This is a genomic window from Tardiphaga sp. 215_C5_N2_1 (assembly GCF_052076055.1).
Classification (GTDB): domain Bacteria; phylum Pseudomonadota; class Alphaproteobacteria; order Rhizobiales; family Xanthobacteraceae; genus Tardiphaga; species Tardiphaga robiniae.
The window spans coordinates 6,267,183-6,278,890 of record NZ_CP197240.1 but is presented as its reverse complement, the minus strand read 5'-3'; the positions used below and the strand labels follow the sequence as shown (position 1 = coordinate 6,278,890).

Here is an 11,708-nt window from a genome sequence, read left to right as displayed (position 1 = left end):
AAAGCGTGAAGTGAGCACGCCCGGATGCGTTCGGCCGAAGGAGGATATTCCATGGAAATGAAGGGTCAGCAGCAGATAGCGGCGAGCCGCGAGGTCGTATGGGCTGCGCTCAACAACCCCGACGTCTTGAAGGCTTGCATTCCTGGCTGTCAGGAATTGACGAAGACTTCCGACACCGAGATGACGGCCATAGCGGTCATCAAGGTGGGACCGGTCTCCGCCAAGTTTCAGGGCGCGGTCACGCTGTCCGACCTCAATCCTCCCAACGGCTATCGCATCACTGGTGAAGGGCAAGGCGGCGTTGCCGGCTTCGCCAAGGGAAGCGCTGTCATTCGCCTCGAAGAGCGGGATGGCGAAACACTCCTGAGCTACGAAGTCTCCTCTGAAATTGGCGGCAAGCTTGCTCAACTCGGGGGACGACTGATTGACGCGACGGCTCGTAAGATGTCGGATGCCTTCTTCAAGAAATTTTCCGAAGAAATTCGGACAAGAGCTTCCGGAAGCTCTGATATCGACGCTCCCGCGGCCCCTTCAGGCTCTCAAGGCCGTCAATCCGCGTTGCACCAGCAAGGCGCCGCCGGGCAAGCCGCACCGGCAATACACCGTCCGCATCTCGTGGCTGCAGCACCGCAATCCGATAAAATAGCACAGGCGCTGTTGTCCGCCATTTTGGTCGCGATCATAGCCATAGGCCTTTGGTTGATAACAAACAAGACGAGCGCGATCCCGACGATGACACCGGCTCCCTCGTTCGAGTTTGTGGCGGCCCTCTTCACCCTGATCGTCGCGGCGATAGGCTATCTACTCGGGCGCATCCAAAGCATTTCTGCCAATGTTGGCGTCCATCTCGATCCGCACAGCTTCCACGCGCTGCTGCTATCGCAACGAGAAGGCGACTGACCTGTTGACGGTGTCCGACGCGTCAGACCTGTCGCGGCAGGCACCCGCGGTCAGGAACAACTCCGTCGATACGGAGTCGGTCATCGCGAAAGGTATGGACTTTCCTCATTCTACGAGAGTTTTTCGCTGAGGCGGCGGATGGGCCGCCTTAACCCGTCCGCATCTTAATGCCTTTAGACATCGTCGTGTGCAACTGCTGCCGCACTCCATTGGAGGATGAGGAAATGAGCTACGAATCAAACATTAAGTTCCCGTTTGTCCTGTGACGGGTAGTCGGCAAGCGGGACCACGGCGAGACACCACGCGCCGTTCGTCGTGAAGACCTTTATGCTCCGCCTTGAGCGCTGCCATGCACCGCATTTATCAGACGTTTGTTGATCGGCTCACAGAAAGTACGAGCGCCGCGGAACTAAAGAACGGCATGGCGGAAACTGCCCGTGCGCTCGACTTGTCTTGTTTCGCCTACCTGCGCATTTCAAGACGAAAAGGCGATACTCCGCTGTTAATTTCAACTTATCCGTCCACCTGGACTGAGCATTATTTGAAGAATCACTACGAACGTTTTGATCCAGTGATCACCCAAGCGCTCGAAGTCGCTGAACCCTTTCAGTGGGGTCTCAACTCGACAGTGAGAAAACTATCGCGACCGCAGCAGGAATTATTCGAAGATGCCGCCAGATTTGGCATCGCGTGTGGCTTTACAATTCCTATTCACGATGGTCGTGGTCCAATTGCTGCCGTCACCTTTGCTGCGGACAAACATCTCAGCGCCGCCTTCTCTCGGCGAATCGAAGCACATGGACAAGTACTTCAGCTCATGGCGATGTATTTTCATGCGCATGTTCGATGCAAGTTCCCATCCGAACGGGTCATCAATGGTATAATATTATCGCCTCGCGAATTCGAATGCCTTGGATGGGCAGCGCAAGGCAAATCTGCCTGGGAGATCGGGCGCATCCTCGGCATTACACGTCGCACGACCGCCTTCCACTTGGAAAACGCCAAGGCAAAACTTGGCGTGCACTCGATCTCTCACGCTGTCGCCCTATTGGTTGCCTTCAGGCAGATAATGCCCTGACTATCTTTCGGCACACCTGTGCATCTGCACAGGATGCGCCGAAGCACCAATTCGTCTCAATTGCTGAAAGGTCAGCAACTGAGGAGGCGATTATGATGCAACTGATAACGGCCGATCACTTCGGTAGTTTTATTGGTGAGATTGCGGAGATGCACCGCCTGCGCTACCGCGTTTTCAGGGAACGACTGGATTGGGACGTCCAAGTCAGCGGCGATATGGAAATCGACGCGTTCGACGCCCTTCTGCCCTGCTACTTGCTACAGCGAGCGGGCGATGGACGCATCCAGGGCTGTGTACGCCTGCTCCCTTCGACCGGCCCCACCATGCTCCGCGACATTTTTCCTGTTCTCTTGGACGGTGCATGTGCGCCCGCTAGTCCGGCCATCTGGGAAAGCAGCCGCTTTGCGCTCGATGTTGCGGACGACGCGCCCAAGGGCGCTCACGGCCTGGCAACGGCGACCTACGAACTTTTCGCCGGTATGATCGAGTTCGGTCTGTCGCGGCAGCTTACCGACGTCGTCACCGTTACCGATGCCCGAATGGAGCGGATCCTGCGCCGCGCCGGGTGGCCCTTGCGGCGGATAGGTAAGCCTCGCCCGCTCGGCAGCACTTTAGCAGTTGCGGGCTATCTCGAGGTTTCGACAGATGCCTTGGAACGCGTGTGTACCGCGGGTGGGCTGCGTGGACCCGTGCTGTGGGCTCCCGTCGCGTCTATCGCTGCTTAGTTCCCCTCATTAGGCATCACGAACTTTTGTCTTGCAACGTCTGCGCGCAGACGTCGCGCAACAAACGCCCGACTATCGAACATCAAAACATGGCGGAGAGAACCATGGCAAACGGTAAGCGGCTGGGTATTGATCTACAGCAGCTGCGATTTGCGGTGACTGCCGCGGATACTGGTAGCTTTCGACAAGCTGCAGATCTATTGCGGCTTCGTCAATCGCAGATGAGCCGCTCAGTGCGCCAGCTTGAGCACTCGATTGGGATCCTCGTGTTCGAGCGATCAAGCGGCGGAGTGAGACCAACACCGGGCGGCCGCGAATTTCTCAAGTCGGTAAGAGCAATCTTGGAACAGGTCGACGCGCTCGTTGCGGGCGTAAAAACAACCGAGCCCGGAGAAACCCGCAGACTAGCAGTAGGCCTTTGCACGTCGCTTTCCTCGGGGAACTTGCGTGCAACGTTACTCGATTTCAAGCTACGCTACCCGCATATCGAACTCGTCACCGTCGAACGATCACGCGCGCGCCTGGCGACTGCGCTACGAAACGGCACAGTCGACGTTCTCGTCGTAACCAGCGCTACGCTTTCTCCAGAAAGCCAGACCCTTCCGCTCTGGAGCGAGCGGATCCTGGTTGCGTTGCCAGAGGATCATCCCTTGACGACGCGTGACGTCGTTTTGTGGACCGACCTTCGGAATCAAACCGTTTTGCTGAGTCAATACGACCCTGGACACGAACTTGAGGGTGTCCTGATCTCTAAGCTCCCTTTGCCTGGGGACAGACCTCAAGTTCAGCGTCACGACGTCGGTCGGGGCATCATCAAAAGCCTGATCAGTATGAGGTTCGGGATCAGCCTGATCATGGAATCAGATATCGGCGCCCGCTTTGCCGGTTTGGTTTATCGCGAACTGAGTGACGGGACACGACCGAATTATCTGAATTTTTCAGCACATTGGCGCGGCGATAACGAGAACCCAGCTCTACACGGCTTTCTGAAACTGTTGGCCGAGCGCTACCCGTCGCCGGTGACTGGTGAGTGAATCGCCCGACGCGATTTCGCAAATCCCCGATCCGTCGCCATGAATCGCGTCAACATGGGCGCGATCAGCTTTGACGGATCATTGACCGGCTGGCCGGTTTCACGTGAGAGTGCTTCCGCATAGGCGACGAGATCACGATGCACCACGGCCGACAATTCGACGGTGACCTTGACTGGCTTGTCGTCAGCGAGCGCCCTGATCTTAAGCTTGGCCATTCTTATTCCTCACCCTCTGTAAGGCTCTAATACCAGGTCGCGATTGACGATCACGCGGACCGGGAATCCCGGCCTGATTGTTAGCGTTGGCTGAATATTCAGACTACGTTCAACGATCTTCTGGCCAGTTCGATTGAAGCTATCGCTCGATCCGCGGCGAAGGGCCTGAATGATGTCACCGTTGTTGCCGGTGTCGGAGCCGGCTCCCACTTCGCTGCCGACTGCCAGCAAAGTGGACAGCATTGCCGCCTTGAAGAGAGCGGCCCAATGATTGTCGACGTCGTCTTCCAGACCAGCATAGCCGCCCGAATCCGCACCTGGCTGGCGTTCCAGCACGATCGAGCGGCCGTTCGGCATGATCAAGCGTGTCCAGACCAGCAGCACGCGTGACTGACCGAATGCGATCTGGCTGTCATAGGTTCCGATCAGACGAGCTCCCTGCGGGATCAGCAGCAGGCGACCGGAGGGTGTGTCAAAAACATTCTCGGTCACCTGCGCCGTGATCTGCCCGGGCAAATCTGAGCGAATGCCGGTGATGAGGGCCCCTGAAATAACCGTTCCTGCCTGAACCACATACGGCGAAGCTGGCTTCGTGACGCGGTCCGGGCTCGTGGTACGGTGATCAACCGATGCATTGACGAAGGCAAGTTTGCGATCCTGGCCGTTCTGCGCAAAGCCGTCGTCAGTGCCCGGCATGGACGATGTGGCGGCTCGGTCCACGTTAGAGGTCTGAGTTGCTGCAGGCGTCGTCTCTCGGATATTGGTGGAGGCGAACACACGGCTGACACGTGCGGCTTCGGTCTCCTGGTCGCGGCGCTGCTGCTCCTGATCGAAGCCCGTCGCGGTTGTGGTTGGCGGCTGTCCCTGCGCGGCAAGGATTGGCCGGCCGAGATCACCAGGAAGCGGTGGGCCCAGCGAGGGCACCTGACGCGGAATGCCAGCATAGTCCCGCGGCAATCCGGCGAGGCCATCAGCGACGTTATGGTGATCGGTGCTGTAGAGTTCGTCCGGCGTAGGCCCGCGGGAGCGGTTGTTTTGAAGGGCCCAAAGCACGGCACCTCCAACAAGAACCAACGCAACAGCACTCCCTCCCGCCAGGACCTTACGGGACAGCCGCGTGACGCGAGGATGATCTGCCCGCAACCGGAACCCCTGCGCCAATTCTTCCGACCTGTTCGGCTCGCCGGGCTGCTGGTTGCTCTCATCGCTCTGAACTGTGCTCATGACGACGACCTCCCGTCGGTCCGGACAATCCGGACTTTCTGCTGGTGCTCGCCCCCGAGCCGCAACTCCGCGGCAGCAAAGAGCCGGTCGACGATCAGGACGTTGCCGTAAGCGCGGTAGTTCGCGATCTCGGTCTTGCCATCGTGGCCGATAACGAAGAGAGGCGGCATCTCGCCTTGAACGATGCCCTGCGGGAACTCGATGTAGACCTTGCGTCCATCGTCATAAGCGGTCAGAGGCCGCCAAGGCGGACTGTCACCTTCAATGGCATAGCGGAAACGCCGCTGCGTCGGATCGGGCAGCACCGGCGTCAACGGCACGGACCGCACCCTGCCCGACCGGTCCTCTGGATAGTACCAGGCAACCGAAGGCATATAAGGTTTTTCGCCGGCACGCAGCTCGATCAGATAGGTGCGCCGATCGGTGTTGACGACAAGATTTGTTTCGATCGAAGCGCGCGTAGGCTTCACCAGAATATGGACGCGGCGGGTATCTCCGTTGCCGCTCTCGGTATCGCCGACGACCCAACGAACGGTGTCGCCTGCCGCGACAGGACCCGATCCCGTAAGTTGTTCGCCCTCCTCGAGCGCGATATCGGTGATTTGTCCGGGCGCGGCATAAACCTGGTACAACGCACCCGGACTGTAGGCGTAAACCTGCGCGGCGTTGAAATATCCCTTTTTGCGCGGCTCGACCCGGGCTGCACTGTTCGCCGTCTCGACCCGGCTCACCGGCTCGGTCTCCTCCTTGCTACCGGACTTACCGCCAAGAGCCGGTTTCCACAGTGGAGGAACATGAAGCGGCCGCGGCTTGTCGTCGAAAGGCACGGGCGGTTGAGGCAATGGCGGAACATCACTGTCGTAGCTGATCTCGGGCGGCTTGAACGTGGAGCAACCACTCAATGCCGGAGCGCACAGTAACAGTGCTGAAAGTATCGCTGTTCGGAACGCCGAAGCATCTGATCTGAGCCAGAGGGAGCGACTGCAGCAAGTCTGGTGCGGAGAAGTCCTATTGCGAACTAACGTATTCACTGCCCAAGCTCCTTCGACGAGTTGATGGCGTGGATGTAGACGCCGAGAGGATTCTTGCGCAGCCGATCGGCATCGTGCGGCGTCTCGATCACGACGGAGAGAATGGCGGTCCAGCGCTCGGTCGAACTGAGAGATCCGTTATCGTAGGCACGCTGAACCCACGCCACCCGAAAACTCTCCGGCGATGCGCGAATGACGCTCGATACCTCGACCGACACCTGCACTTTGCCGAGCCTGGCAAAGGGATCGTTAGTTCGGGCGTAGTCATTGAGAGCGGCAGCACCGCGATCGGTCGTAAAGTCGTAGGCGCGCAGCCAATTCTGACGCAACACGATGGCGTCAGCCGGCAGCCCCCGGACATCTTCGATGAATCGCGCCAGGTGGTAGGCGATCTGCGGATCTGTCGGTTGGTAGTCTGCATTAGCCGGTGCCACGCGCTGTGCCTGGCCAAGACGATCAACCTCGACCACCCAAGGCGTGATCGTGCCTTGACCCGATTGCCAGACAAGGCTGCCGGCGAGGCCCGTTGACAGCGCGAGGCATCCAAATGCCATCAATCGCCAGTTTTTTGCCTGCACGCGGGCCGACCCGATGCGGTCGTCCCAGACTTGCGCTGCTTTTTGATAGGGCGTGACCGGCTCGGGTGTGCGGCCGTAGTGAACGGATGGACGTTTAAACATCAGCGGTTTCCTTCAGAGAGATCGATCGATGCGCCGCCTCCACCATGGTCGCCCGAGCGAACGGCATGGGTGACGGCTGATGCGCCATGGCTGACGGTTTGGGCACGCTTCATGCGTCGCGCCCACTCGGGCGGACCATTCGGCGCGGTGTTCCCGGTCTCGGCACCGGCCCCCCCAGTGGTTGGCGCCTGGCCAGCCGATTGATTGCCGTTACTGAGAGTTGCCGCGGCCCGACGCAGCGGGCTTGCCACTGCCGAGAGCCCGGCGTCGGCGACACCGCTGAGGCCGCCACTGCGATAAGCCGCGGACGCGCCGCTTGTGAGCGCAGCGCCGCCCCGCGCGGCTCCCGCCATCGCTCCACCAGCGAGACCAGCACCGCCTGCAGCCAGACCCGCGCCGGCGACAACAATGCCGCCCGCTGCAAGTCCTGTCCCGACCGCGGCACCCGCGCCGAGCTGAGGTCCACCGGACACCAGACCGTTCGCGATCCCTGGACCGAAAATGCCGAGACCGAGCAGCGATAATGCCGCCAGTACCAGCGCCATAGCGTCTTCGATGGTCGGCTGTCCGCCGTTAAACCCAGACGTGAATTGGGAGAACAGTGTCGAGCCGATGCCAACAATGACGGCAAGAACCAGAACTTTGATGCCGGACGAGACGACGTTACCGAGCACACGCTCCGCCGCAAACGCGGTCTTGCCGAACAAACCAAAGGGGATCAGCACGAAGCCGGCGAGCGTTGTCAGCTTGAACTCGATGAGGGTCACGAAGAGCTGGATCGCCAGAATGAAGAAAGCGAGCAGCACAACGACCCAGGCGAATAACAGAACGACGATCTGGACGAAGTTTTCGAAGAAGCTGATGTAACCCATCAGACCGGAGATCGAGTCGAGGATCGGTCGGCCAGCATCGAGGCCTACCTGGGCGATCCGTCCTGGCCGCAGGAAATCCGCTGATGACAGGCCTGTGCCGGACGCCTTCAGCCCAAGACCGGCAAAGCTCTCGAACACGATGCGGGCGAGATTATTCCAGTTGCCGATGAGGTAGGCGAAGACGCCGACAAACAGCGTCTTTTTGACGAGCCGCGCGATCAGATCGTCATCGGTCCCCCAGCTCCAGAATAAAGCCGCAAGCGTAATGTCGATTGCAGCCAACGTCGTTGCAAGAAAGCCAACTTCGCTGCCCAGAAGACCGAAGCCAGAATCTATATAGCGGGTAAAGGTATCGAGGAATTGATCGATCACGCCGGTACCGGTCATGGCTTACTCACCCTCCGGGAAGGCCACCGACGGATAACCTTGTGGCATCCGGCTCTGATCCTTTGGCGGCAACTCAAGTAGTTGGCTGGAGAGCGCATCACTGCCAGCGGGAGCCGTCGCACTACCCTTCTGACCGAAAAACCGACGTCGGTTCTCAGCCCAGATCCGGCGGCAGTAATCGTAGGTCGCCGTCTGCTCCGGCGTGACCGTCCCGCAGCGCGCAAGACTGGGAGCGAGCGTGCCCGTGGTCTTTGGGGCCGCCGGGTTTGACGAAGCTTCGTCGCCGTCACCGCGGAGCTGGATGGCACATGCCGCCATCACCAACATCATGGATGCCGCTGCCGCGACAACTGGCAGTCGTTTGAACCTGCTGAACGCACTCATCAATGAAACATCTGCACGTTTGAGGATTGATAGCCTTGGCCCGGGGTCAGAAACCGCCGCAGCTGCTCGCGGCCCTGATCCTGCGCCGCTGCACGTTGAGCCGATTCAAGATTTTGCGCCCTGCCCTGCGCTGCAACGGTCGCCGTGAGATCGGCGAGTTGCTGAGCCTGAAGTGCTAGGATCTGGTTGCCGGCCTGTGTCGCCTGTAGCGCGCCGCTTGCGCCCTGGCTCGAAGTCACCAGCGCCGACGTCTGGGCGCGGTTGGTGTCGAGATTGCTGACAACGCCGGCCTGCACACGCAAGGCGTCCTGCAGTGCGGCGACCGAGTTCTGCCAACGCGATTGCGCGTTGGTGATGAGCGCCTGACTGGATTGGCCGCTGGTCGCCGGCGCATAGTTGGTCGAGAATGCGTGGTCGATCTGCTGCACGTCGTAGGCAATGCGTTGCGCTTGGGCGAGCAGTTGCTGGGTACGTTGGATCGACGATTGAAGTTGCTGCAGCGACGAGTATGGCAGGCTCGCCAGATTCTTTGCCTGATTGATCAGTGACTGCGCCTGGTTTTGCAGCGACGTGATCTGATTGTTGATCTGCTGCAGCTCGCGCGCCGCTGTCAGGACATTCTGGGCATAGTTGTTGGGATCGAAGACGACCCATTGCGCAGATACCGGCGACATCGCGGCAAGCGACAACGCGACAGCACCCGCCGCTGCAGATAAGCAAAGACGTCTCATAACGATGGCTCCAGATTGCTCAGATTGGGGATCAGATCCGCGGCCCACAATGCATTGCGGTGTCGGAGCCAAGCGGGCACGAAGCCGTCGCGGCCGTGTTCTGCGAGCAGGCGTTCGATCGCCGTCTGATCGGTCTTGGAAGAAGCGGCCGTAAAGGCGAGCGCGACCTCACCGAGGCTCAACTCGAACATCCTATTGCCGCGGCGGGACTGGCAATAATAATCGCGCTTCGGTGTTGCCCGACTCAAAAGCTCGATCTGCCGATCGTTGAGACCAAAGCGGCGATAGATCGCCGTGATCTGCGGCTCGATCGCGCGTTCGTTCGGCAGCAATATGCGGGTCGGACAGCTCTCAATGATGGCAGGCGCAATCGCTGAGCCGTCGATGTCCGAGAGCGACTGCGTGGCGAAGATGACGGAAGCGTTCTTTTTCCGCAACGTCTTCAGCCATTCGCGCAACTGCCCGGCAAAGTCCTCGTCATCGAGCGCCAACCAACCTTCGTCGACGATGAGAAGGGTTGGGCGACCGTCGAGTCGATCTCCAATCCGATGGAAGAGATAGGCAAGCACCGCGGGTGCGGCGCCGGTGCCGATCAATCCTTCGGTTTCGAAAGCTTGAACCGATGATTCACCGAGGCGCTCGAATTCGGCATCGAGCAACCGGCCGTAGGGTCCTCCCAGGCAATAGGGTTGCAAGGCCCGCTTTAGCGCGCTCGACTGGAGCAGAACGGAAAGACCGGTCAGCGTGCGCTCCTGGATCGGAGCCGAGGCCAGTGACGTCAAGGCGGACCACAGATGATCCTTGGCCTCCGGCGTGATCTCGATTTTTTCCCGCGCCAGGATCGCGGCGATCCATTCGGTCGCCCAGCTCCGCTCGGAGACGTCGTCGATCCAGGCCAGCGGCTGCAGCGCAACGGGCTCGGACGCATCGTCCGACAGCGCCCCCCCCAGGTCATGCCAGTCGCCACCCATGGCGAGTGCAGCGGCCCGGATCGATCCGCCGAAATCGAAGGCAAAGATCTGCGACGCCGGATAGCGGCGGAACTGCAACGCCATCAGTGCCAGTAGCACCGATTTCCCGGCGCCGGTCGGGCCAACCACCAGCGTATGACCGACATCACCGACATGGAGAGAAAATCGGAACGGGGTCGAACCCTCGGCTTTTCCGAACAGCAAAGGCGGTGCCGCGAAGTGATGATCCCTCACCTCTCCGGCCCAGACCGCCGATAGCGGAATCATATGGGCGAGGTTGAGGGTCGAGACCGGCGGTTGCCGGACATTGGCATACGCATGGCCGGGCAAGCTGCCGAGCCAGGCTTCGACGGCGTTCACCGTCTCAGTCATCGAGGTGAAGTCGCGACCCTGGATCGTCTTTTCGACCAGCCGCAGCTTCTCATCGGCCACGCGCGGGTCGTCATCCCATACGGTGACAGTCGCCGTGACAAAAGCTTCACCGATCTGGTCGGAGCCCAGTTCCTGGAGCGCGGCATCGGCATCGACAGCTTTGTTGTGGGCATCGGTGTCGAGCAGCGTCGATGCCTCGTTCGTCATCACCTCTTTGAGGATGGCGGCGATCGACTTCCTCTTGGCGAACCATTGCCGGCGAATCTTCGTCAGCAATTTGGTGGCATCGGTCTTGTCGAGCATGATCGCACGCGTCGACCAGCGATACGGAAATGCCAAACGATTCAGTTCGTCGAGTATTCCGGGCGTCGTCGCGGTCGGAAACCCGACGACAGTGAGAACGCGCAGATGCGATGTACCCAATATCGGCTCGAGGCCGCCGGTCAGCGGCTGATCCGCGAGCAGTGCATCGAGATACATCGGGATCTCGGGCATCCGAACGCGATGACGCTTCGTCGACACGCAGGAATGCAGATAAGTCAGTGTCTCCGGGTCATCGAGCCAGGCGCATTCCGGCATAAAGCCCTCGACCAGCTGCAGCACCCGATCGGTGCGGTCGAGGAACCCGCGCACCACCTCGCGTGCGTCAGCGTGCTCGGTGCGATCGCGGCCCTCGTACAGAAACCGCTCGGCCCGTGCAGCGTCCTCAGCCGGCGGCAAATAGAGAAAGGTGAGAAAATAGCTCGACTCATAGTGAGCTCCCGCCTCCTCGAACTGGGCTTTCCGCTCGGCATCGACCAGGGCGGACGCCACGTCCGGAAACATGCTTGTTGGATACCCGAATGCAGCATGGCGCTGCGCTTCAACAAAAACGGCCCAGCCTGCCCCGAGACGGCGCAAGGCACTGTTGAGGCGGCCAGCGACGGCGACGAGTTCGGCCGGGACTGCGCTGTCGAGATCCGGTCCGCGGAACCTTGCTGTGCGCTGGAATGAACCATCCTTGTTGAGGATGATGCCCTCCCCGACCAACGCGGCCCAAGGCAGGAAATCCGCGAGGCGGGTATTTGAGCGGCGGTATTCGGCAAGATTCATCATGACTGAAAA

12 protein-coding genes are annotated in these 11,708 nt (G+C 60.1%); 4 read left to right on the top strand and 8 right to left on the bottom strand.

All coding sequences use genetic code 11. From position 1 onward, the window contains the following. Positions 1 to 51: 51 nt before the first annotated feature. The 4 genes from AB7828_RS29785 (at position 52) to AB7828_RS29770 (ending at position 3,737) form a co-directional block, all read left to right on the top strand. Positions 52 to 900, top strand: a complete 849-nt coding sequence (locus AB7828_RS29785; RefSeq protein ID WP_441231961.1) for an SRPBCC family protein — start codon at positions 52 to 54, stop codon at positions 898 to 900. Positions 901 to 1,249: 349 nt separating this feature from the next. Next, positions 1,250 to 1,978: a helix-turn-helix transcriptional regulator gene (locus tag AB7828_RS29780; RefSeq protein WP_441231960.1), complete on the top strand. Its 729-nt coding sequence runs from the start codon at positions 1,250 to 1,252 to the stop codon at positions 1,976 to 1,978. A 92-nt stretch (positions 1,979 to 2,070) separates the two neighbouring features. Continuing rightward, positions 2,071 to 2,703 (top strand): acyl-homoserine-lactone synthase, encoded by a 633-nt coding sequence (locus AB7828_RS29775; RefSeq protein WP_441231959.1) that lies wholly within the window; start codon positions 2,071 to 2,073, stop codon positions 2,701 to 2,703. 104 nt (positions 2,704 to 2,807) lie between these two features. After that, complete coding sequence (locus tag AB7828_RS29770; RefSeq protein WP_441231958.1) at positions 2,808 to 3,737, top strand: LysR substrate-binding domain-containing protein; 930 nt, start codon at positions 2,808 to 2,810, stop codon at positions 3,735 to 3,737. Here the strand turns inward: AB7828_RS29770 and AB7828_RS29765 are convergent. The 8 genes from AB7828_RS29765 to trbE form a co-directional block, all read right to left on the bottom strand. Next, positions 3,710 to 3,952, bottom strand: coding sequence for a DUF2274 domain-containing protein (locus AB7828_RS29765; RefSeq protein ID WP_441231957.1), 243 nt, complete (start codon positions 3,950 to 3,952; stop codon positions 3,710 to 3,712). The genes AB7828_RS29770 and AB7828_RS29765 overlap by 28 nt on opposite strands. A 9-nt stretch (positions 3,953 to 3,961) precedes the next feature. Further along, positions 3,962 to 5,176 (bottom strand): TrbI/VirB10 family protein, encoded by a 1,215-nt coding sequence (locus AB7828_RS29760; RefSeq protein WP_441231956.1) that lies wholly within the window; start codon positions 5,174 to 5,176, stop codon positions 3,962 to 3,964. Further along, on the bottom strand, positions 5,173 to 6,111 hold the full coding sequence (gene trbG / locus AB7828_RS29755; RefSeq protein ID WP_441232341.1) for a P-type conjugative transfer protein TrbG: 939 nt from the start codon (positions 6,109 to 6,111) through the stop codon (positions 5,173 to 5,175). The genes AB7828_RS29760 and trbG overlap by 4 nt, the downstream gene beginning before the upstream one ends. A gap of 92 nt (positions 6,112 to 6,203) precedes the next feature. Next, positions 6,204 to 6,887 (bottom strand): conjugal transfer protein TrbF, encoded by a 684-nt coding sequence (gene trbF / locus AB7828_RS29750; protein WP_441231955.1) that lies wholly within the window; start codon positions 6,885 to 6,887, stop codon positions 6,204 to 6,206. Next, complete coding sequence (gene trbL / locus AB7828_RS29745; protein ID WP_441231954.1) at positions 6,887 to 8,146, bottom strand: P-type conjugative transfer protein TrbL; 1,260 nt, start codon at positions 8,144 to 8,146, stop codon at positions 6,887 to 6,889. Before trbL ends, trbF begins: the two co-directional genes overlap by 1 nt. Before the next feature lie 3 nt (positions 8,147 to 8,149). Beyond that, complete coding sequence (trbK-alt, locus tag AB7828_RS29740) at positions 8,150 to 8,530, bottom strand: putative entry exclusion protein TrbK-alt (protein ID WP_441231953.1); 381 nt, start codon at positions 8,528 to 8,530, stop codon at positions 8,150 to 8,152. Next, positions 8,530 to 9,261: a P-type conjugative transfer protein TrbJ gene (gene trbJ / locus AB7828_RS29735; protein ID WP_441231952.1), complete on the bottom strand. Its 732-nt coding sequence runs from the start codon at positions 9,259 to 9,261 to the stop codon at positions 8,530 to 8,532. The genes trbK-alt and trbJ overlap by 1 nt, the downstream gene beginning before the upstream one ends. Then, on the bottom strand, positions 9,258 to 11,699 hold the full coding sequence (trbE, locus tag AB7828_RS29730) for a conjugal transfer protein TrbE (protein ID WP_441231951.1): 2,442 nt from the start codon (positions 11,697 to 11,699) through the stop codon (positions 9,258 to 9,260). Before trbE ends, trbJ begins: the two co-directional genes overlap by 4 nt. Positions 11,700 to 11,708: the final 9 nt, after the last annotated feature.

Bases quoted from the DNA above. Each gene is read 5' to 3' on its own strand.
- AB7828_RS29785 (WP_441231961.1), top strand. From the start codon at position 52: ATGGAAATGAAGGGTCAGCAGCAGATAGCGGCGAGCCGCGAGGTCGTA.
- AB7828_RS29780 (WP_441231960.1), top strand. From the start codon at position 1,250: ATGCACCGCATTTATCAGACGTTTGTTGATCGGCTCACAGAAAGTACG.
- AB7828_RS29775 (WP_441231959.1), top strand. From the start codon at position 2,071: ATGATGCAACTGATAACGGCCGATCACTTCGGTAGTTTTATTGGTGAG.
- AB7828_RS29770 (WP_441231958.1), top strand. From the start codon at position 2,808: ATGGCAAACGGTAAGCGGCTGGGTATTGATCTACAGCAGCTGCGATTT.
- AB7828_RS29765 (WP_441231957.1), bottom strand. From the start codon at position 3,952: ATGGCCAAGCTTAAGATCAGGGCGCTCGCTGACGACAAGCCAGTCAAG.
- AB7828_RS29760 (WP_441231956.1), bottom strand. From the start codon at position 5,176: ATGAGCACAGTTCAGAGCGATGAGAGCAACCAGCAGCCCGGCGAGCCG.
- trbF (WP_441231955.1), bottom strand. From the start codon at position 6,887: ATGTTTAAACGTCCATCCGTTCACTACGGCCGCACACCCGAGCCGGTC.
- trbL (WP_441231954.1), bottom strand. From the start codon at position 8,146: ATGACCGGTACCGGCGTGATCGATCAATTCCTCGATACCTTTACCCGC.
- trbK-alt (WP_441231953.1), bottom strand. From the start codon at position 8,530: ATGAGTGCGTTCAGCAGGTTCAAACGACTGCCAGTTGTCGCGGCAGCG.
- trbJ (WP_441231952.1), bottom strand. From the start codon at position 9,261: ATGAGACGTCTTTGCTTATCTGCAGCGGCGGGTGCTGTCGCGTTGTCG.
- trbE (WP_441231951.1), bottom strand. From the start codon at position 11,699: ATGATGAATCTTGCCGAATACCGCCGCTCAAATACCCGCCTCGCGGAT.